We start from the raw sequence: 21770 nt of genomic DNA on the forward strand, positions 1-21770 counted from the left end.
TTTTTGAAATCATTGCCTTCTAAGCACCGTCTGTGAACAGGTTATTTGCGGGAATCTTGTGTCAGGACGTTTAATGCGCCGCAATGTGATTGGTTTTCTGGCGGGCTGTATTGCCCTGATCCACGGTCTGCCGTCACGGGGCGCGGCGCAATTTGCCGTCTGCAACCAGACCTTTGATGTGATCAACGTGGCGCTGGGTGCCTATGAACGGACGGCGTTCAACACCTCGGGTTGGTGGACAATTGGTCCCAATCAATGCGCCAATGTGATTGATGAGGTCCTGACCTCCCGATATTTTTACGTCTTCGCGCAGGATGTCTTTGGCCGCGAAGTACTGACAGGTGCCACGCCGATGTGTGTTGCACCGGACCGGTTTAAGATCACGGGAGAGGCGGATTGCCTTGTGCGTGGGCTGATCGAAGCAAGGTTTCACGAAGTAGACACCCGCAAAAGCGAGCGCTGGACCTTTTTCATCTATCCGCCCGCGAAATGAGGGATTTCCCGACAGCTGCGCCAATCACGACTCGCTCTCGGCAGGATTTTCGATGTAGGATAATTTGGAAGACAGGAGATTAGGCAGAATGATCCCCTTTGGACAAAGTCGGCGTTTGCGCAACTGGGCGACATCACTGGGATGTGCGGCTGGTTTGATGTTGTCGACGGCGGCAATGGCCCAAGACTGGCAAGGCGTTGTGATTGGCCAATCCGGTCCTGCCGTGCCCAGTGCATTCTCTGATGCATTCCATGCTGCCGCTGCATTGCGCAGTGGCGGGCTGGATGTGGTGCAAATGTTGCGCGATCAACCCCGTGACGCTGCGATCGCGGCCTTAGACGTATTGGATGGCAACGAAAGCGCTGTGATCTATTTGACCGGCCCGCTGACACAGGACGGTGCGGGCATTCTGCTTGAGGGTGGGCCGCTGCGCTTTGACGATGTGGTCGGCCGGTTGGCGGCCGCCGGCCTGAGCAAAGTGGCGCTGTTGGTCGAGGCCTGCCCGGCTCAGGATGTTGATCTTGTCCTGCCCCTGCCGCAACCGGGAATGGAGATGCTAAGCGCGGTTTCCACAGTTGCGGGGGCGGATTGTCCCGCGACGGGTATGCGGCTGACCGATTTGCTGAGATCCGAGATCCAGACCGACACCGGACTTGGCAGTCTGCTTGCCGGCGTGACGGTCACCTCCACCTTGCAGAACGATTTGGTGTTGCGCGCCGCGCCTGCGCCGGCTGCGCCTGTGGTATCGCTGATCAGCAATGATGTGGTCAGCAATTCAGTGGTTTCCCTGACACCGGTCAGCGCCCCAGCTGCCAATGTGGCATTGATGCCGGTTGCCTTGCAAACCGCGACACCTTCGCCTGATGCAGGCGAGGTCGTAATTTTTGCCCCCACACCGCAGGCCCAACAGGCGGCATTGCCACGGGCGGCGGGTTTGCCAGAACCGTCTATCATTGTCGGTATTATCGAGGATCTTACGCTTGCGTCCTTTAGCCCTGCCGAACCTTTGGGCGAGGTGACGAGCAACGAAATCAGCTATGAAAACCTAGAGGCGCGCCGCGCCTTGCGCGCTCAGGATGCCGAGTTGTTTGGCACGTTAGTCGCCTCGGGTGCTTTCGACCCGCCTGCACCGCTGCTGGCGACGGCGCTGCAAACCGAACTGGCGCGGATGGGTTGTTATTCAGCCGGCATTGACGGGCAATGGGGGCCGGGGTCGCGTCGTTCTGTCGGGCGCTACTTTGACGAGATTGACGGGGTAGAAGCAGTTTCGCTTGATCCAACCGTCGATCTGTTCCGCCAGATTGTTATGCAGGATGACATTGTCTGCCCGAAACCTGTCGCCGCCGCCGCGCAACCGCGTGCAGCATCGTCCGGTTCGAGCAGAACAACCAGCCGCACCGCTGCCAAACCGCGTGCCACCACAACGCGGCGCGCAGCGCCAAAACCAGCGGCAAAAGCGGCCCCGAAACGAACGATTTCCGGCAGCAGGCTGGGCGGCGTGTTCCGGTAATCTATGCCGTTCGAGGTTGATCCGCGTTTTCAAACCACAGCGCGACATGCCAAAACCCGACGCCGGCGGCGGCGCGGTCTTTGGATCGGGGCCATCGTTTCGGGTCCTGGTGTTTGTGCCGCATTGTTTTGGGGCTGGGCGTTGTGGGTGTCGGGTGATGTTTCGGGCCTTGAGCAGACAGATAACCCGACCACCGCAGATAGCGAGCTTGCGTTGGTACAAAGCGATGCAACAGCCCGATCTTCTGTCGATGTGGAGCGGTTGAATTCCTTTGTCGATTTGCGCCGCGATCCGATGATCCTGCGGTTTGCCGGAGTACAAAACGACAAGACAAAAACCCTGTCCGCCCCGACGGCGTTTGCGCGCGGTCGCCTGACCCGCGATGGGCCGAACGCTGTGCTGGCGCTGAAGGACAGCTTGTTTGTGGCAGAACGGCGTTTGATCACGACCCTACCATCCAGCCGCGACGATTTTGCCTTGTTCAAAGCGCAGCGCAGTCAGGGGTTTCGCGCGGCAACAGATAAAGCCAACGTCCCACCCGTGTCAGAAGGTGCATTGATCGTTGTTGAAGAAGACAGCAGTTGGGGCGCGCTTATCGAGGGGGCGGAAACCCGACAGGATGCGCCAACCCAGGCTGCCGTTTATGTCGAAACGCAGATAGAGAATACCACCAGCACAGCCGTCACGTTACGCGAAAGTCAGCGCAGCGTTTTGTTCAAGGACGAGATCATTGTGCTTCAGACTGCGCGGCGCTTGCCGGATATTCTGGTGTCGGGTGGGCTAAGCGGAAACGAAACGGCTGGCGTTACACGCGCCGCTGAACAGAAACTGAACCTGCCCGAACTTTTGCCCCGTGGGTCGGTTGTGGCGTTGCGTCTGCGGCCCGATGCGATTGCGGGGCGCTTGATGTCGATGTCGGTTTATGGGCCGGATGGATATTTGGCCAGCCTTGCGCAGATCGGTGCAGGGCGGTTTGAACCCGCGGCAGATCCTTGGATTGATGCGGATCTTTTGTCGCGCTCCGGTGATATCGGTCAGGACGTTGGCAAGCCCGGTGAGGTCCGGCTGTTGGATGCGCTATATTCTGCGGCGATCCGCAACGGGATGTCGACAAGTGTTGTCGGTGAACTGATTGTGTTGATGTCGCAGCGTTTCGATCTGGAACGCTTTGTCGCGGATGACGACGAAATGGTGGTGCTGCGTGCTGCTGATCCGGGACCTTTGGCGCGGGGTTTGGGCGAAGTGCTGTATGTCGGGATCCACGGTAAAACGCAAAACATGCGCTGTTATGTTCTGGCAAGCGCAGATGACTTCAGCTGTTTTGATTTCGAGGGGCCTGCGGGCACCGGTGGTGGCCTTGGCGGCGGATTTCTGGTGCCGGTCGATGGCGTAAAAACCTCCGGTTTCGGGCCGCGCCATCACCCTATTCTGAACCAGTTACGCAACCACAACGGGGTGGATTGGGCAGCACCTACCGGCACGCCGGTGCGCGCGGTGGCGGCCGGACGTGTCACGCGGGCGGGCCAAGGCGGCGGGTATGGCAACGTCATTTATCTGGATCACGGAGATGGGGTAGAGACACGGTATGCCCATCTGGATGGCTTTGCTAAGACCTTGAAAAAGGGCACACAGGTTTCCGCCGGGTCGGTGATCGGGTTCGTCGGTACCACCGGCCGCAGCACCGGTCCGCATCTGCATTTCGAACTGCATGTCGACGGCCAGCCGCTTGACCCGCTCACCTATGCGGGGGGCGGCAGCGGTGGTGTGACACAGGCGGTCGATGCTTTGGTGAACCAGATCATCCGTGTCGAAAGCGCGGGTGTTGCGACGGCCAAAAACCCACTGTCGACGGCGACCGGTCTTGGTCAGTTTATCCAGAGCACGTGGTTGCGGATGATGCGGGACTATCGGCCCGATCTGGTGCGCAAGATGAGCCGGTCACAGGTATTGGCGCTGCGCACGGATCCCGCGCTGAGCCGCGCAATGGTGCGCAATCTGGCGCGGGAAAACGAAGCTTTCCTGCGCGCGCGCGGTCATCTGATCACCGCGGGGCGTCTTTATCTTGCCCATTTTCTGGGGCCGGCGGGGGCGCATAAAGCCTTGCGGGCGGATGCGGAGGCTTCGGTTTTATCAGTGATGGGCGCGCAGGTGGTGAATGCGAACCCGTTCTTGCGCGGCAAAACCATTGCCGATTTGCGAGCGTGGTCCGACCGCAAAATGCGGCGGCGCGGGCATGGTATGCCAAGCCCCGCACCGGTACGCCGCATCCCGCCCGAAGCTTTGGCCTATCGAAAAGCGGTGGATGCGATGTTGGCGGAGCTTTAGGCCGAAGGCGTCTACCGCGCTGTTGCCGCGTTAAACGCTTCCTTCACCGCTTTTTCATACCCTTTGCGGATCGCAAATTCCTTGACTGTGCCGCCGCCGATCATTTTTGCAGCACCGCGCGCCTGCATTTTTACAGCACGAGAAAAATACACCGTATATATACCGTCAAGCACCAACCCACGGGCAAAATTCAAGTAAAGCTTGGTCGCCATATTTGAGAAACCAGCATCGCGCTTAAGGATATCTTGCTGATACTGACCTTGCCGAGCGACCTCGACTACATTTTTCCCTTCAAGACTGAGGAAAGGCATCTTTGACAAAAAGAATTCGGCACCTTTCACGGTGCCGTCCCTGTTTGCATCCCAATCATCATGAAAGGCTGTTACGCATACGGCTTTGTTGCCGATAAAACCAACCGCTCCAATGGCATCATTGCCATAGCTTTGAACCAACACCCAATCCAGCTTTTCCGCCGCCATCTTCTTCTCCCTATCGATTATATGAAATTATACCTAAACCCATCGTCCACCACCGACACTTCAACCGTTGCAAAAGCATCCCCTGATACCATCCGGCTCAAGACCTGACGGCTGAGGTCTGGAAGGATCGAGTTGGTGATGATGTTGTCAATCATGCGCCCGCCGCTATCAGGGTCGCGGCATTGTGCGACGATATGTTCGATGACTCCGTCCGCATAGGTGATCACCGCGCCATGCGCGCCCTTGAGGCGGCGTTCAACAGCGCCCAGTTTCAATTTGGTGATACCCGTCAACACGTCGCGGCCCAGTGGAAAATACGGGATCGAAACAATCCGGCCCAGAAGGGCTGGTGGGAAAACGTCGAGCTGGAAGGGCTTCATTGCGACCTCAAGTTCATCCAGATCCGGTGTGGTCTCGCCCGCTTCGGCCATCTTCATGATTACATCGGTGCCGACATTCGAGGTCAGCAAAATGATGGTGTTCTTGAAATCAATTGTGCGTCCGTTGCCGTCTTCCATTACGCCTTTGTCAAAGACCTGAAAGAACAACTCGTGCACATCCGGGTGGGCCTTTTCGATCTCGTCCAGCAGCACCACGGAATAGGGTTTGCGCCGCACTGCTTCGGTCAACCGGCCGCCTTCGCCATAGCCAACATAACCGGGAGGCGCCCCTTTGAGCAGGGAAACGGTGTGGGCTTCCTGAAACTCGCTCATGTTGATGGTGATGACGTTTTGTTCACCACCGTAAAGCTGTTCTGCCAAGGCCAGTGCGGTTTCCGTCTTGCCCACACCGGATGGCCCGCACAGCATGAACACCCCGATGGGTTTGTTCGGGTTTGACAGGCCCGCGCGGTTGGTTTCGATCCGTTTGGCGATGGCCTTCAGCCCGTGGTCCTGTCCGATAACGCGTTCTTGTAATCGATCGGCCAGTTGCAGCACGGCCTGCAGTTCATCCTGCACCATGCGCCCTGCGGGAATGCCGGTCCAGTCGCTGATCACGCTCGCGACGGCCTGGGCATCGACATGGGCATAAACCATACGGTTGTCGGGGTTACCGCCATCCAGCGTTGCCATCTTTTCATACATTTCGGCGCGTAGGGTTTCAGGGTCTGGTGCGTCTTCTTCTGGGTTCTGTGCAGCCAGCGACAGGCGCAATTCCAGAATACGATCCACAACTTCCTTTTCGGCGGTGTAACTGGCCTCCAGTTCGGTCAGGCGCGTTGCGAGTTCTGCCTTTTCATTTTCGGCTTCGGTAAGGCGTTCCTCATCAGTTTCACCCAAATCCCGTTCGGCGATTTTGCTGGCGATCTCGCTGCTCAGTGCCTCGATCTTGTCTTTGGTATCGGCGATCCGCGCCGGTACGGATGCCTGACTGACCGCTACCCTTGCGCAAGCCGTATCCAGCAAAGACACTGCTTTGTCCGGCAGTTGGCGCGCGGGAATATAGCGGTGGGAAAGCGACACGGCTGAAACAATCGCTTCGTCCGAGATACGCACGCCGTGATGTGCCTCCATCGGGCCAAGGATGCCGCGCAGCATGAAACAGCATTGCTCAACGCTGGGTTCATCCACGCTGACCGGTTGGAAACGGCGGGTCAGGGCGGGGTCTTTTTCGAAATACTGGCGGTATTCTGACCACGTGGTGGCGCCGATGGTGCGAAGCGTGCCGCGCGCCAACGCCGGTTTCAGGATGTTGGCGGCATCGCCGGTGCCTGCCGCACCGCCGGCACCAACCAGCGTATGCGCTTCGTCGATAAACAGGATAATTGGCGTCGGGCTGTTCTGTACCTCGTCGATCACGGATTTGAGGCGCTGTTCGAATTCACCCTTCATCGCGGCGCCGGCCTGCATCGACTGGATGTCCAATTCATACAGCAAGGTGCCTTGCAGTTTGGGCGGCACGTCGCCCGCGGCCAAAGCCTGAGCAAAGCCTTCGACAACGGCGGTTTTGCCCACGCCCGCCTCGCCCGTCAGGATCGGGTTGTTCTGGCGACGGCGCAGCAGCACATCAATGATCTGGCGGATTTCGTCGCCGCGCCCTTTGATCGGGTCGGTGGTGGCGGCGACGGCTGTCATATCCTTGGCAAAACGCCCCAACGGTGTGGCGGCGCCCTTGCGATCCTCGCCCCCGCTATCAACGCTGGGCGAGGACAATCCGGTGCCATCCATCGGCGGCATGGAGTCTTCTTCGGAATTGGCCCAGATGGTGCGGCTGTCCTGAGAGATTTGGTCGGCTGATATTTCGTCAAACACCATGGAGTAGCGGGTCAATTGGCGTTTCAGATGTGGATCGCTGAGCAGTGCGACCAAGACGTGACCGGTGCGAATTTGCGGTTCACCAAAGAATAGGGTCGCATATGTCCACGCGTGGTTCAGCGCATCCGACAGAAAATCGGAAATGCCCGGTGTTTCTGTGACGTTCTTGTCCAGCGCGCTCATCGCCTTGTCGAGGTCTTTCAGCACCCGCCCGCGATCAAGGTTCAGTTCAGCCAAGGTCACCGACAGGTCCGCATCCTTGTTCGAGAGCGAATAGAACAGCCAGTGACACAATTCGACCGACCGGTTGCGTTCACTGCGCGCATGGCGCATCGCCTGCAAAAACGCGTCATAGCCCGCGCGGTTCATCTTGCCGGCATATTTCTCGATTGTGATCTCGGTCATCGGGTGTCCTTCGGTATTCTAGGCGGCGGCGGGTCTGGTTTCGGTGTCGCCCTGCGTGTCGCCGAGGGGGGCGAGTTCAAAGCGGGTCACGCGCAACAGGTGGTCGGGATTATCGGGATCTGGGGCGATACAGGCCATCCATCCCATCATGATCGTCTGGCCCAGAACGGCGGGGCGTATTTCAGGTTTGGGCAGCCACAACGCCACTTCGATGTCAAAGGCACGGCCCAGATACCAGAACGTCAGATCGCGCAGATGAGCGTGGTCCGCGCCACCGGGCAGAAAGCGCAGATAGGCATCGTAATTTTCCACATAAATCTGGATGGTAATTTTCTCACCGATCGACAGGACGCGTTCCCCAAGGGTGGCATCGCGCCCCATCGTCGCGGATTGGCGTCCCATCTGGCACAGGGCGTCGGGTTCAAATTCCAGCCAGGCTGGTTCGAATTCATCAATGTCGACCTTTACCGTATCGCCGAAGTGTACCTGTAGCATCTGGCGCAGTTTTACCGGGCTTTTGATCCGCCCTGCGGCCAAAGGGGCAAGCCGTTGTTTCGCGGTATCGGGTACCGTGTCACGGTTGCGATAGCTGGGCGAGCCGCTGCCGGTGAGAGATAGAATATATGCGGAAAACCGGTCTTGGGCTTCGTGATCAAACTGGGTGATCGCGCGGGCGTCGGACCATGCGCGAAAGAACAGTTCTTGAAAGCGGGCGGCAAAGATATCGGTAAAGGCGACGAAACTCGGATCGCCTGCATCGAACCAGCGCCGCACCTCTTCGGTCCAGACCAAGGGCAGCGCGCCTTGGGGTCCGAAGAAACCCATAAACTGTGCGCGGATCATTGGCGGGCTGGCGTCCAGATCAACCCGCGCCATGTCGGCATCGGGAAAGGCCAGAAACGGATCCTGTCCCAAGCGTACCAGCGATTCCTTAAGCCGCGTGTTCTGCCCGATGCGCGGCGCGTCCTGTCCCTCACGCTCCAGACGGCGCAGCACGTTGAACAGCCCCTGACCGAACGCCGCTTTCGCCTGCGCATCCTGTTGGTTCAGGATTTCGGTCTTGCTCGGCTTGCTCATAGCAACGGTCCTGAACCCGAACGGGGGGGAAACACCTTGATCTCGCCGCGCTGCACGGTGCGTACCACCGTTTGGGTAAAGCTGTTGACGGCCGCATATTCCGACAGGAACCGGTCCAGCACGGCGGCCAGCAACATCACGCCCGACCCCTCGTATTCCTCTTCGTCAAAGGTCAGCGTCACCTCTATTCCGCGGGCGGTGTGAAACCCGTCTGCATGTGGGATCGTACGGCCCACGGGGCGGGTTTCGACCTTGTTCAGTCCCGCGATCTGCGCTTCGCTCACATTGTCGGACAGGTCGGTAAACAGTGACAGCATCTCGCGCATGCTGGCGGCGGCGTCCTTGCCATCGCGGCTTTCCAACCCGTAGTGATTTAGCGACAGATAAGACACCAGCCGCCAATAGACATCGCCCGATGTGGTGCGGTGGGCAGCACCGGATTCAAGATCGGCAAGGCTGTCGGCAGGGGGGGTGGGCCCTGCGATGCAAGCGAGCGTAATCTCCTGATCATCGCAGAGAAAGAAGTCATCCTTTGATTGCGCAATCGGCAGGTATTCAGGCAGGTGCCGGTTGGAACACAGGGTGTTGACCTGCAACCGTTGCACGACGTCATCACCGGGCGGGGCATAGATCGAGACAAAGGTTTCGGTGCCGCGATACCGATAGTTTGACGCGCCATACCTTTGTTCAGATGCGGTCAACCGGCGCGGGCGGCGCCGGTAGGTATAATACAAGACCTGCCGCGGATCCTTGGCATCGGGGGGCAGAGCATACAGCGGATAAACCCGTACCTTGTTCTGCTGGCCCTGATAGAATGCCCAGACGTCCTTGATTGATTGGACCTCGTAGTGGGTGATCGGGGTGGAGTTGGGCGTGACCACAGCCTCGTGTTCTTTGGTATTGATGCGCACCTGCGATGACATTTCTTCGAACTGATTGACCGCAGGGGCGGCATTCAATGCGAAATGTTCCTTTTCAAGACGTGAGGCAAGGACGCGGTTCACGGTGTCGAATTCAAAGACCAGTTCGACCTGTGTCTGGCGCACATAGCGGAGGATATCGGCCAGACCGCTTAGGCGGAAGCCGGCGAATTTACGTGGGAAAACAAAGAATTCGCGCAGAAAGGCAAAGCCTTCGAACAGGCGGGTGTTATGGGCGAACAAACGTTGATTCCGATCAAAACCGACCTGTTCAAGACTGTGCTGCGGTAAGGTGGCAAACACCGGATCGCCCTGCGCGTTCAGCCAGCGTAGCGAAATGCGGGTGGTGTCGCAGAACAGTTGTTCAAAAAGGGCAACGCTGTCTTTGAGGGGGCCGGTCAGATGGACCACGAGTTCATCAAGTCCGGCATCGCCGCCCAGCCCTGCAAGCGTCAGATCAGCCGGATCAGCCCCTTTCGCGCCAAGCCGTTCAAGCGTCAGCACAATGCCGGCTTTGGTGCCCTGCGCGATCTCTTGTCCCAACGCACCGATGGGGCCGGCACCGGCGTGGTATTTCACGTCCTTCACCCCAAGCGGCCAGAGCTTCAGCGGCGCTGTCAGGGCAAAGCGGCAGGCGATTTGTTTGTCGGCATCTTTGAAACGGGCATCCATATAGGCACCGGCGTCAAACGTCATCCCCTTGGCCAGATCGGTGTTTTCCAATGGCAGATTTGCCTGCACCAGCATCGCAGAAGGGGTCGGGGCCAGTGCGTCGGGGAACACCTGATCCAGCAGTTCATGGGTGAATGTCTTGAACTCGTCCTGCATCTTGGTCTGGACGCGGGCGGCCAACAGGGCGCTGCCCTCGAGAAGGCCTGAAACCGTGGGATCAAGATTTTCCTCGACCAGCCCGCCAAGGCGGTCGGCAAGACCGGGGTAATCCTGCGCAAACTCCGCTGCGCGTTCCTTAAGAAGCGACAGTTCGCGGTTATAGGCTTCGCGCAGGGCGCGTTTCATGCCGGTACCCTGTTCATGCCTGTATCCTCAGTTTGGACATTTTCAACTTGCCTGCGGCCATATCAACCTCGGCGTCGAAATCCAAAGGAATATCAATGGGATCGCCCATCAGTTCGGCAGAAACCGAGATGGACAGCCGTTGCCGGTTGTCGCCGTCAGGTTCCACCACAGTGACTTCGATGCTGTCGTGCACCAGACGGGGTTCATGGTTGATCAGGGATTTTCGTATGGTTTCCTTGATGCGGGGGCTGTTGATATCGGCAGCCGCAACGCTGGACAGATCCCCGAAACCGTAGTTCACAATCGACGCGGCGACATGCGGCATATCTTGCAAACTAACCACAGACCCCAGTTCAACCGTGTTCAGCAGCGCGTTTAAATCAGTCTCTAAATACTTGCGCAGGGTCGCTTCGTCCAAACCGTCACGGCGTTGCAGACTGCGCGGACCCGCGGTTACGCCGCTGCCCTGTGCATCGCCTGCTTCAAAGGAATTGCGGAAAACCTGAAGAATGGAAACTTTGGCGCGCTCGCCTTTGCGCCAGTTGCGGCGGGTGGCAAGGCGTTTGTCGGTCGGGGCGTTTTGCATAATCTCGCTTGCGTTCGGGCCAACCATGGTTGGCAATCCCCAAGGTCCTCAGACGCAGAGGCAGGCCCGAAGGCCAGCCTCTTTGATATCGAAACAAGTGGACGGCAAAGGCCGGTCTTACTTGCCCCAGGTTTTGTTCTCGGCGATTTCCCAGCCGGCCATGCTTTCGGGGCCTGCGGCACCGGACTGCTCCTGGAAGGTATAGGTCACCTGGAAACGACGCATGTTCAGCGTCAGTGTTTCCTGAACGCGGTCCAGACCATCCTTGCTGCCACCTGTGTTGTAGGTGCTGATGATGATGTCTTCCATGTCGATCTTGAGGTAATCAACCGGCGCTTGGCCGCCCGATTTACGCACTACCAGCTGGCCGCTTTTGATGTGCTCGCCAGAGCAGCAGCGCGCGATCAGGTCGTGTGTGGCTTTGTCGACGTATTTGCTGATTGTGATATCACGGACATCAACCTTGCCGCCACCGCCGCCGCCGCCCTGATGGGTGGTGCCGGACTGAACCATGCCCCAATCCCATGACAGGATATCGATCCAGTCGCGGTGCTTGTCGTCCTGAGACTCACCTACAATGTTGTTGTCGAGATACAAAAAGCAATCAATGGCCATCTAATTCACTCCTTTAGGGGCTTTGAAACCCGACGCGCGTAATTGCGCAGCGGGTCATTTCTCTATTATTTACCTGTTGGCAGCTTGGAGACGAGGCTCATCCCGATATCCATGCCTTCCAGTTGGAAGTGAGGCTTGAGGAAGAATTTGCCCTGATAGTAACCGGGGTTCAATTCGTCCTCGACCACCTCGACTTTCGCGCCGGCCAAAGGTTTTTTTGCCTTTTCAAATTCGCTGGCGCTGTCTGGATTTCCTGAAACATATTTATTGATCCACGCCTGCAAGTCCATCTGAAGCTGCATTCTGTCAGGGCTCTGCCCGATTTTGTCGCGCACCATCGCCTTTAGGTAATGGCTGAACCGCGATACCGCGAAAATGTAAGGAATACGTGACGACATATTGTCAGATGCGGTGGCCAGATCGTCGACATATTTCTTGGGGCGGTACAGGGATTGTGCCCCGATGAACGCCGCCTTGTCCGTGTGCTGACGGTGGATCAGGCCGATCAGACCTGCCTGGGAAAGTTCTCCCTCACGACGGTCGGTGATCGACACTTCGGTCGGGCACTTCAGATCCTTCGATCCGTCACCGGTGTCAAACAGATGTGTCGGCAGGTTCGCAACCTCGCCACCCGACGTCACGCCACGAATCCGCACGGTCCAACCGCTTTCCTTGAAGGCACGGTTGATGTTCGCGGCCATGGCGTGGGCTGCATTCATCCACGAATACATCTGACCGCCGTGACCGTCGGTATCTTCGACAAAGTTGAATTCTTCGACCACGGAATTGCTGTTGGGGCCGTAGGGTTCACGGGCCAGAACACGGGGCAGGGTCAGCGCAAGGAAACGCGCATTTTCGCTGTCGCGCAGGCTGTTCCACTGGGCATATTCCGGTGTCTCAAAGATCTCGCTCAAATCCGGTGGCACAGAAATTTCGTTCCAGCTGTCGAGGCCAAGCAATTCGGGCGATGCGCCGGACACGAAGGGGGCCAATGACGCTTCGGCGATTTTACCGATGGAGTTCAGCAGGTTCACATCAGGCGAGGACTGGCTGAAATGATAATCCCCGATCAGACACCCGAAAGGCTTGCCGCCCAAGGTGCCGAGGTTTTGTTCATATACCATGTCATGCAGCGGGGATTTGTCCCACTTGGCACCGGGATAACGGCGCATCATTGCCTGCAATTCTTTTTTCGAAATGTTCAGAACCTTAACGCGCAGGGTGCTGTCCGTTTCGGCATTATTGAGCGTATAGGCCAGACCGCGCCAGCTGCTTTCGAATTGCTGGAATTCTTCGTTATGAATGATCTCGTTCATCTGGTCGGTCAGCTTTTCGTCAAGCTTGGCCAGCATCGCGTCGAGCGTATCAATTACATCTTCGGCGATCAGCGACTGGTCGCCCATGGCCTCGCGCACCAGGGCCACAACAGCGTTGTCGACTTCCTTGGCCGCCACATCAGATCGCGGCTTGATCGTTTGTTTCAGGATATCCGAGAATTCGGAAAGCTCGTTCAGCGCCTCTGCGCCTTGCTGGTTTTCCTGTTGGGCTTCATTACTCATCTTGATCTCTTTTCCGGCTTATCTGCTGACAGTTGGGGCTGGTGCCGCCTACATCAGTCATCATCGGTGTCAGGTCCGGCACGATCCGCCAGGGCAGCCATCAATTCAGGGTCGCTCAGCAGCTTTTTCAGATGCTCTTGCGCTTTGGGTTTGGCGCTCATGTAGCGCTGCAGGTTTGCAAGCTGCTCGCGGGCTTCAAGAATTTTCTTGAGCGCTGGCACCTGACGCGCAATCGCTGCGGGCTCGAGGTCTTCCATTTTCTCGAATTGCAGATCCACGCCCATTTTCTGACCGCTGTCCGGGTCAAGCTTGTTGCCGACCATAAAAGTCATGCCGGGTTTGGTGGCACCCATATAGTCGTCTAGCGTGTCTTTGGTCACGTCCGAAAACTTGCGGTCATCCGCAGCTTCGGGTTCAACCCCGGGGTTATTGCCCGACAAATCCGACATCACGCCCATGACAAATGGCAGCTCGACCATTTTTTCGCTGTCGTAGGGATCTTCGTATTGAATTTGCACGCGGGGCGGGCGGTTTCGTTTAATGAAACCGGAACCAGAATCAGACGCCATTCATAGTACTCCAAGAAAGTAACTTTGGTTTTTCAATCAAAAGTGAAGCAGCGTTAACCATCAAAGTCAACGACCCCCTATATCTTAGGCGTTGGCGCAAAAGGATATTTGACAAACAATTCATTCTCACGAGTTTGTTTCCACACTTGGCACCAGTTCGTCAACCAATGATTGAAAATCCCGCTCAAGATAACTTCTAGCGCGTTGAAGCAGGATCGGGACGGGGGATGAACGTTCGGCTTTTTGAAAGTAGATTTCGACCGCACGCATGGCCCCTGCGGCCGCTGCGCCGGTATCAATGTCCGGGGGGCTGATGTCGGGTCCTTGCGTGTCACTTTGGGGGGGAGTGCTTTGTGGGGCGCTGTCGGTTAACTGACGCAGACGGTCGATGTTCAGGGCAAAACCGGTTTGCGGCCCAAAATCCACGATGGCCTGACCGGCCTTGTCCGGCAAAAGGGTTTCCAAGGCCTCGATCAGGGGGCGGCCGATCAACAGGCGCGCCTGGGTCACCAGCAGTAATGCAGCCGAGGAGGGTTCGTTGCGGCGGTAATAGTGCTCGCATGCTTCAAGCGTCAGCCGTGCATGGTCGTGACTGGAAATCGAAAGGGCCAGCGGGGTTTCAGTGGCGGCACCGGGGCTGTCTTGCGGCGTATCAGCTTGGGCCGGATCGGGGGCGGTGTCTGCCGGTGCCTCGGGCACGCTTAATTCGGGACGCCCAGAACTGATCGCAGCTAACATTTCCTGAACGGTGGATGTCACCAAGTCCAGCGAAGGCGTAAAGGCAGCCGTCGCGTGGGTCTGGCAGGCCTTTGATATGCGCGCCAGCGCGTCGGCAACACGGAGAAGCGCGCCGTGGTTTACCTCAAGCCGCTTCTTATTTCCCGGATCGCTTAGTGCGTCGCTCATCATGCCGGGGGTCAGGTCCTGTTCGCTTTGCAATGGGGTTACGGCACCGCTTGCCACGCGAATTTTGCGCAGGCTGACTTCGTCGGTGCCTGTAAGGCCCAGAAATTGCAGGGGCTGGATCATGGTGATCTGGCTGTTGAGATCGCCCAATGCATCACGGCGGGCAGATGTCCCGTCGGACAGGTCGGGGTGCACCGCGTCGCCGAAAGTTTCGATCAGGGCTGCAATCCCTTCAATGGCATCGGCCAATGGATCGATCCTGCCAGCTAGCGCTTCCCATTGGGCCAGAAGGACCAGCAGGCGGATATCGCGGCTGCGTGACAGCAGCGTTTCGATCGCGCGCCGTTCGGCGTTGATGTCTACCTCGCCACTGTCAAAAACCATGTCATGAGAGGCAGTGCCGTCGGGGCGTTCCACGCCGGGGCGATAATAATAGGCGGGCAAACGCCCCAAGGCCCCAAAATAGTAATCCTCATAACCCGCGTCCATTGTCGCATCGAGATCAGGACCGCAGGGGGCCGCGTCGGACAGGGGCGTCAGCAATTCATCTAAGGTCACAAGTTCGTCCCCATTTCATGTGTCGCGTGTACTTCGCGAGGTTCTGTATATTTCAAGATTGACCGGATTTCCCTGTCGCATCTGCATAGGCCTTGGCAAAGGCCCGCAGGAACACATCCAGCATGCCGTGATCCCCCGTGCTTGCCTTGTTGTCCCAGCGTTTGACAAAGGCATCCCAGTTGCGCGTTTTTTTCGATCCGCTCAACAAATTGCTCGAGGTGCCTTCGCGTTCCGCAATTTCGTCAGGGGCAAGACCGGTCAAGACCTCAGCCAGCGCCGGTTGCAGGGCCGCAAATACAGCCGTTTGATGCCGGCGCAAATCGCTGAGCGCGTTTTCGAACCCTTCTGCTCCGGTCACAAACCCTTCGCGGTGTTTGATGAACAGCGCAGCAAAGGCTTGGTCTGCATCAGGCATAAACTTCATCGGGTTGTTGCCTGTTGCGCTGCGCATGGTGCGTTCGCCACCGCGGGTGAACTGTTTCACACTGGCGCGGTCTTTCAGCATCAGCATGATCTCATCCACCGTCACCCGCGTGCTTTTGCCAAGCGCTTCGACCAGTGCCAGCGGATCGACCCCTTCAACGTCTTTCGGGTCAAGCCCCGCACCGGCGCAAAAGGCGGCAAGGATCGCATGGCCGTCTGGCTGCGGTGGGGGTGGCACAGGTGGCGCGGCGGCGGGAACCGGGGCCGGCGACGTGCGGCGCGGTGGCGGTTTGATCATGGTTTCCGACGGGTTGCCCAAGGGTGGCATCGGCACAGCTTTGGGTGCTGCAAGGGGCGGCGGGTTTGCGGGGTCTTGTTGCGGCGGCGGTTGCTGAACTGCATCACTTTGTGCCGGATGCATATCGGGCTGCTGAAGCGGCGCGGGACCGCCAGCGCGTTGGTGGGGACTGGACGGCTGCTGCAAAGGCACGAAATCCTGCGCCATGTCATCAAAATGATGCGGATCGGCGGCGCGATGGGGCAGGGGGTTCACCGGCGCAAGTCCGCCGCTCTCTGCCCCTGGACTCATATCCCAAGGATCCGCATCTGTCCCAATGCCGCCCCAAGGGTCAATTGTAACACCGGATTGTTGCTGGCGCGGCGGCGCTGCCTGTCGGGTGCTTAGTTCAACGGCAATGATATAGTGGCCGACAATCAACCGCTCGCCGCCCTTGAGGTGAAGCGGACCGTCGATCCGGTAATAACTGCCTTGCAGATAGGTTCCGTTTGTCGACACGTCGCGCAGCCAATATGCGCCGTTGTCATATTGGATATCGAAATGGTGGCTGGAGACATGTTTGGCCGGATCGGGCAGGATCCAATCCATCGACGCACGTCTGCCGACACTCGCCCCTCTTTGGTCAAGAGTGATCCATGTCGGGCCGCCGTCGTCGAGCGTGTCAAAATTATCGATTCGCATACGCAGTGTCATTAGCGACCAACTTGCGCCAAAATTACCGTCAATTCCAGTGGGATATCCCTGAACAAGCGGGGCAAACCGGCGTCATACTGCTGCCCTAGTTTGCGTGATAGAGAACCGACGCCTGATCGATAAACCGCGCCAGACGGATCGGTCGGGATTGCAAATCGGACTGCGCAAGGCAGGACAATACGGCAGTATTTAGCGCACGCGGCCCCCGATGGGCGGGTACCCCCGCAGGGTCATTGGGCGCAATGGACCCGCCGGACCAACCGACCGCGAGGCCAAGGTAAGTCGCAGGTGTCAGCACGGGTGCGTAAAGTGCGGCCTTCATCGCGCGGTAGCGGTTCTCGTTGTCGGGGTACTGTGTCCAGTTCGCCACGAGTTCCATCATTTGACGGTCGGCCGCGCTTAGGTCGTCGCCGGACAGGCGCAGGCATTCATAGCCCCACCACACCCCCATCTTGGGCATTGTCGCAAAGGCGGTATAGGTCACCGCCTCCTCTGGGGTGGTGGAGGCCCGCAGCCGGTACAGGTATTCGATTGCCCGTTCAGCGACATCAGGCCGGTGCAGTGTCAGCTGGGAAACATGCGGCATTTTTGCATAGAGTTCTGAGGGCGTCGCATAGCGCAACGCGGCCAACGGGGGCTGCGTTTTGTCCGGTTCGGCAGAGGTCACATGATCGTTCGGAGCCATGAAAGCAGAGTTTCGCCGAAAAAACTGCTACGTCAATCCATCACCGGACTTATCTGTTTCGCGCGCACCACGATATTTGCAGTGTCTGGCACCCCTCTGCCTACTTGTACATCAGCCAGAAGTTTTCCATTCTACTTAAAGGCGCATCCCTATTTGATTGATGCACTGCCAAAGGGCTACTCTTTGGTTGATTCTAGATAAGATCAGTGGGTTTTATGAATTTAGTTCTCAATCAAGAAAACCGGCCGGCGATCCTGACCACAATGTTGGGCGAAACAGAACTGGTTCTGCTGCGGTTTACCGGACAGGACGCGGTGAATGATCTGTTCGAATATCGGGTCGAAGCCGTATCGCTGAACGCTGATATTGATTTGAATGCACTCATGGGCACTCATGCGCATGTTGCGTTTTCCAATCAGCAGCATGGTCCGCGATTTTATGACGGAATTATCACCGACGCAGAAACATTGGGTGTCGGGGATGGCGGATACCTTTATTCCCTGACCCTGCGCCCGTGGTTGTGGCTGGCGGATCAACGCCAGAACCAGCGTATTTTTCACAATAAAACTGTGGTCGAGATTATCGAGGAAGTGTTCGGCGATTGGGCCGAAGCCTCCCAGCCGCTGTTTGATAACCGGTTGCTACAGGATTATCCCGTTCTCGAATATACTGTGCAATTCGGTGAAACAGACCGCAATTTCATCTGCCGCCAGATGGAGCGGTTCGGCATCAACTATTGTTTTGACCATCAGGCCGGCGCGCATACGCTGGTGATGACGGACGATCCGCTCAGTTTTTCTACCATCGCGGGGGGCACACGCGATTACTACAACTCGGTTGAGGATCATAACGCCGATGATGAACATTTTTGGGATTGGCAGTCGGGCAGGGGGCTGACGACTGGCGCTGTCAAACTTACCGATTTCAATTTCAAAACACCCAAAGCGTCGATGCAGGTCAGTCAGCTGTCAAACCGCAGTCATCCGCACGGGCAGATTGAATCCTACGCCTATCCCGGCGACTATCTGGAAGCCGGAATCGGTAAAGGATTGTCACAAACCCGGCTCAAACAGATTGAATCGGCAGATCTCCGTCAACGCATGGTCGGCAACGCGCCGTCCTTGTCGTCGGGTATGTCGCTGGATCTGACGGGTGACGATATTCCGGGCCGCCAAGCCGGCACATTAATCTGTCTGGAGGCGCGCCACAGCTACTCGGCCAACGGGTATCAGTCCGGCGGGTCGGGGGGCGACATGGCATCGTTCAGCGGTGAATATGTGCTGACACCGGTGGATGCGCCGATCCTGCCGCCGCGCAAGACGCATGTTCCACGTATCCACGGCCCACAAACCGCGATGGTTGTGGGCGAGGGTGAAATTGATTGCGATGAATACGGTCGCATTCTGGTGCACTTCCACTGGGATTTGCAAAAGGCCTATTCGATGCGGTGCCGCGTTTTGCAACATTCGGCAGCCGGAGAATATGGCGGGATGGTTATTCCGCGTATCGGCATGGAAGCAGTGGTCGAATTTCTGGAAGGTGACCCCGATAAGCCGCTGGTCACCGGCTGTGTGTTCAACGGCAAGACCGACCGCCCCTACAGTTTGCCCGCACATAAAACCAAACATGTGATCCGCGCCGACACCCACGAGGGGGCCGGTTTCAACGAGATCAGCTTTGAAGCGCAGGCCGGTCAGGAAAACATGGCCATCCATGCGCAAAAGGATCAAACAATCCGCGTGCTGAATGACCAAAGTGCCAATATCTCGGCCAACCGCGTTGAACAGATCGGGGCCAATGCCTCGCTTAATGTTGCTGCCAACTCGATGGAACGGGTCGGTGCCAACAAGAACATTTCGGTCGGTGGCGGCGGCATGGGGTTGCTGAAAATGTTGATGCCGCTGGTGCAGGCAGGCGGCAAGTTCATGAAAAAGGGTGCCAATAAAGCGGGATCAGGCGCTGGTGTTGGCGGTTTTGCGGGCGTTGTGGCGGGGGTTTCCGATTTGCCGAACGAATTGGCGGCGATTGCGATGAAGGGTCAGTTCACTGGATCGGGCGGACATCGCAGCGCAGGCGGAGCGGACCAGCTGGGCAAAGGCGCGACCATGGCGCGGCTATTGCAAATGATCATGCCGTCCACAGGAACAATGAATGTGACGGTTGAGAAATACAAAAAGGAAACGGTCGGTGCGGGGTCCACCGAACAGGTGGGGCTGGCCAAGAACGTGCTGGTCGGTAACGTATTGACCACCTCGGTGGGTAAGCTGATGCAGACCAAAGTGGGCGAGGATTACGACCTCGAGACCAAGAAATCAATTTTCAGCCGCACCCGCAAACATACGCTGCATGCCAAGGACAAGTTTGTCATCGGGGGCCCCGGTGGCACGATCATCATCGACAACAGCGGGATCACGATCAAAACCAAACACCTCAAGGTGAAATCCCCCAAGGTTGATTTCACCTCCGGCGCGCCGGATCAGGTCGATGCGTTAAAATCGGACAAGCCGTTCGCGCAGGATTGTAAGGGGAAGTAATCCATGGACCTGCCTGAATTTATCTCTCCGCCACCCGAGAAAGAAGCGGTTGAACTGGCGCTGGATGCGCTGATTTTCGATCCATTGGAAGCGGATGAAGCCAAACGGGCCGACGCCAAAGACGAAGAAACCGCGCCGCTCAAGGCCTATCTGTTGCTGGATGCTTCGATCAATCCCGATATTCCTGTCTGTGCCGAAGCGTTTTCAGAACCTGCGCGCTGCCTGTTTGACGGTGCTGCATTCGAAGATCTGAGTGATGTAGGACCATGGCTGGTCGAGTTGCGCCGCTACGGCGATGCATGGGACTGGTTTGTCGAGGACGGGTACGGCGAAAACTGGGGCATTGTCATACATTCCCGTTTGCCGCTTATGCGTTTGAAGACGCAGATGAAAAAGTTCATCAAAATCGAAGACGAAGACGGTATGAGCTATTTCTTCAAATATTACCGTCCGCAGCATTTGAACACGTATCTGCCGACGTTCGACGAAACCCAGCGCAGCAGTTTTCTGCGCGGGATCACGGCGATTTTTGCGGAAACCCACGGGGATCACAGGCTGTTGCAGCGTCACAAATTGCGTTCTGATGGCAGTTTGCAAAGCCGTCATGTCGATTTGATCGAAACCGGCATGCCGCTGCGCATCCAGCCCCCGTCCGAAGAAGACGTAGCCTTGTTGTTGGCCAAAGCCGCCCAAGACCCCGCAACCGCGGGATGAAAGGAACCGTGATATGAGCAGTAAACCCCTTGCCATTCTGGGTATGATGCATGTCTGTCCCAAGGTGGCGTCCGGCCCCCGACCGCATGTTGGCGGACCGGTAATCAGCGCTGGTCAAAGTCATGTAAAGTTCAACGGTATTCCTTGGGCCGTTGAAGGGGGATCCGCCCTATGTGCCGGTTTGCCCGGACCCGACAAGCACAAAAAGGGATCTTCAAAGGTCAAGATCAACGGCAAAGGTGTCATGCGCATCGGGGACAGCACGGGCCATGGCGGCAAAATCGTTGCAGGCGTGCCGCTGATCAAGGTCTGTTGATGATTGCCCGGCACCGTGTTTTGGGGCATCCCCTAAATTAAGGGTGCACATAAAAACCGGACTGGGCAGTATGTATAATCCAAAAGGCAACGGTAAAGAAAAGTCGGTGCGCGAGGTCGCGTTCACCGAGGTCGAGCCGCCCGCCCATCTGCAAGGGATCGTGCACCGGTTTCTGGAACTGAACACCCACGGTGACTTGCCCGAAGACTACCGATTTCATGCGTTGCCGGACGCCTGTACCTATGTCGTCTTTGACCAGTTGAACCGCGACATCACCGGCCTTGCCAGATTGCGGGCGCAATCGGAAGAGTTCAATCTGGGCAAGTCGTTTCATTTCATCAACATCCGTTTCCTGCCCGGTGTCTGGCAAGGTGCGCCTGAAGACTTGGCCCAAGGGATGGTCAACTTGCCCTATGCCGGCGATCTGCCGCTGCTCGAGATCAACAGGAAACTCGCCGCGCGGAAATTCGACGACAGTCAGGATTTGCTTGTGGGATTGGTCGAACATCTGATCGACCAAAAGCTGGTCGCGCCAAATCCGGTCACCGAAAGAATTTTCCAGCATCTGGATGATATTTTGACCGTGGGGGACATGGCCGAACTGTCAAACCTCTCGCCGCGCCAGTTGCAGCGTACCTTGAAAAAGACCACCGGTTTTGCCCCGCATGATCTGCTTAAGATATTGAGATTGCAGCAATCTTTGAACGGAAATGACACATGGTCCTATGCGGATCAGTCCCATTTCATCCACTCATTTCGCAAGGCTACGGGTTACACTCCGGGAAAATACGCCCGAAAGTTCGATGTCTGAAATCTACAATACTGTGCGACGG

18 protein-coding genes are annotated in these 21770 nt (G+C 57.4%); 7 read left to right on the top strand and 11 right to left on the bottom strand.

Features of this window, described 5'->3' with window-relative positions; all coding sequences use genetic code 11:
* Positions 1 to 73 precede the first annotated feature (73 nt).
* The 3 genes from Z947_RS0101405 to Z947_RS0101415 all read left to right on the top strand — a co-directional run bounded on the left by Z947_RS0101405 (position 74) and on the right by Z947_RS0101415 (position 4328).
* The gene (locus Z947_RS0101405) at positions 74 to 493 is read left to right on the top strand and encodes a DUF1036 domain-containing protein (RefSeq protein ID WP_025042523.1); all 420 of its coding nucleotides are present in this window, start codon (positions 74 to 76) and stop codon (positions 491 to 493) included.
* 88 nt (positions 494 to 581) lie between these two features.
* Entirely contained in the window at positions 582 to 2003 is a 1422-nt protein-coding gene (locus Z947_RS0101410) for a hypothetical protein (RefSeq protein WP_025042524.1), read from the top strand.
* Between the two features lie 147 nt (positions 2004 to 2150).
* Positions 2151 to 4328: a peptidoglycan DD-metalloendopeptidase family protein gene (locus Z947_RS0101415; protein ID WP_162171850.1), complete on the top strand. Its 2178-nt coding sequence runs from the start codon at positions 2151 to 2153 to the stop codon at positions 4326 to 4328.
* An 11-nt stretch (positions 4329 to 4339) separates the two neighbouring features.
* Here Z947_RS0101415 and Z947_RS0101420 read toward each other — a convergent pair whose 3' ends face one another.
* From Z947_RS0101420 to Z947_RS0101470, 11 genes are all read right to left on the bottom strand, one after another.
* Complete coding sequence (locus tag Z947_RS0101420) at positions 4340 to 4807, bottom strand: hypothetical protein (protein ID WP_025042526.1); 468 nt, start codon at positions 4805 to 4807, stop codon at positions 4340 to 4342.
* A 17-nt stretch (positions 4808 to 4824) separates the two neighbouring features.
* A complete protein-coding gene (gene tssH / locus Z947_RS0101425) occupies positions 4825 to 7467 on the bottom strand; it encodes a type VI secretion system ATPase TssH (RefSeq protein ID WP_025042527.1) in 2643 nt (880 codons plus the stop codon).
* An 18-nt stretch (positions 7468 to 7485) separates the two neighbouring features.
* Positions 7486 to 8544: a type VI secretion system baseplate subunit TssG gene (tssG, locus tag Z947_RS0101430; protein WP_025042528.1), complete on the bottom strand. Its 1059-nt coding sequence runs from the start codon at positions 8542 to 8544 to the stop codon at positions 7486 to 7488.
* Positions 8541 to 10481, bottom strand: coding sequence for a type VI secretion system baseplate subunit TssF (gene tssF / locus Z947_RS0101435; protein WP_025042529.1), 1941 nt, complete (start codon positions 10479 to 10481; stop codon positions 8541 to 8543). The genes tssG and tssF overlap by 4 nt, the downstream gene beginning before the upstream one ends.
* Before the next feature lie 13 nt (positions 10482 to 10494).
* The gene (tssE, locus tag Z947_RS0101440; RefSeq protein WP_025042530.1) at positions 10495 to 11094 is read right to left on the bottom strand and encodes a type VI secretion system baseplate subunit TssE; all 600 of its coding nucleotides are present in this window, start codon (positions 11092 to 11094) and stop codon (positions 10495 to 10497) included.
* 90 nt (positions 11095 to 11184) lie between these two features.
* On the bottom strand, positions 11185 to 11682 hold the full coding sequence (locus tag Z947_RS0101445) for an Hcp family type VI secretion system effector (protein ID WP_025042531.1): 498 nt from the start codon (positions 11680 to 11682) through the stop codon (positions 11185 to 11187).
* A 65-nt stretch (positions 11683 to 11747) separates the two neighbouring features.
* Positions 11748 to 13241, bottom strand: coding sequence for a type VI secretion system contractile sheath large subunit (gene tssC / locus Z947_RS0101450; RefSeq protein WP_025042532.1), 1494 nt, complete (start codon positions 13239 to 13241; stop codon positions 11748 to 11750).
* A gap of 53 nt (positions 13242 to 13294) precedes the next feature.
* Positions 13295 to 13810, bottom strand: a complete 516-nt coding sequence (gene tssB, locus Z947_RS0101455) for a type VI secretion system contractile sheath small subunit (RefSeq protein WP_025042533.1) — start codon at positions 13808 to 13810, stop codon at positions 13295 to 13297.
* Positions 13811 to 13936: 126 nt separating this feature from the next.
* Positions 13937 to 15274: a type VI secretion system protein TssA gene (locus Z947_RS0101460; protein ID WP_025042534.1), complete on the bottom strand. Its 1338-nt coding sequence runs from the start codon at positions 15272 to 15274 to the stop codon at positions 13937 to 13939.
* 52 nt (positions 15275 to 15326) lie between these two features.
* Entirely contained in the window at positions 15327 to 16676 is a 1350-nt protein-coding gene (gene tagH / locus Z947_RS0101465) for a type VI secretion system-associated FHA domain protein TagH (protein WP_162171851.1), read from the bottom strand.
* Between the two features lie 97 nt (positions 16677 to 16773).
* Positions 16774 to 17373 carry a DUF6931 family protein gene (locus Z947_RS0101470; RefSeq protein ID WP_025042536.1) on the bottom strand — a complete coding sequence of 200 codons (600 nt, stop codon included), beginning with the start codon at positions 17371 to 17373 and terminating at the stop codon, positions 16774 to 16776.
* Between the two features lie 215 nt (positions 17374 to 17588).
* Between Z947_RS0101470 and Z947_RS20695 the strand changes: the two genes are divergently transcribed.
* The 4 genes from Z947_RS20695 (at position 17589) to Z947_RS0101490 (ending at position 21748) form a co-directional block, all read left to right on the top strand.
* Positions 17589 to 19907: a type VI secretion system Vgr family protein gene (locus tag Z947_RS20695; RefSeq protein WP_025042537.1), complete on the top strand. Its 2319-nt coding sequence runs from the start codon at positions 17589 to 17591 to the stop codon at positions 19905 to 19907.
* Between the two features lie 3 nt (positions 19908 to 19910).
* The gene (locus Z947_RS0101480; RefSeq protein ID WP_025042538.1) at positions 19911 to 20621 is read left to right on the top strand and encodes a DUF4123 domain-containing protein; all 711 of its coding nucleotides are present in this window, start codon (positions 19911 to 19913) and stop codon (positions 20619 to 20621) included.
* Positions 20622 to 20634: 13 nt separating this feature from the next.
* Complete coding sequence (locus Z947_RS0101485; protein WP_025042539.1) at positions 20635 to 20937, top strand: PAAR domain-containing protein; 303 nt, start codon at positions 20635 to 20637, stop codon at positions 20935 to 20937.
* 70 nt (positions 20938 to 21007) lie between these two features.
* The gene (locus Z947_RS0101490; RefSeq protein WP_025042540.1) at positions 21008 to 21748 is read left to right on the top strand and encodes a helix-turn-helix domain-containing protein; all 741 of its coding nucleotides are present in this window, start codon (positions 21008 to 21010) and stop codon (positions 21746 to 21748) included.
* The last annotated feature ends 22 nt before the right edge of the window (positions 21749 to 21770 follow it).

The sequence above is a fragment of the Sulfitobacter geojensis genome (genome assembly GCF_000622325.1).
Taxonomy (GTDB): Bacteria; Pseudomonadota; Alphaproteobacteria; order Rhodobacterales; family Rhodobacteraceae; genus Sulfitobacter; species Sulfitobacter geojensis.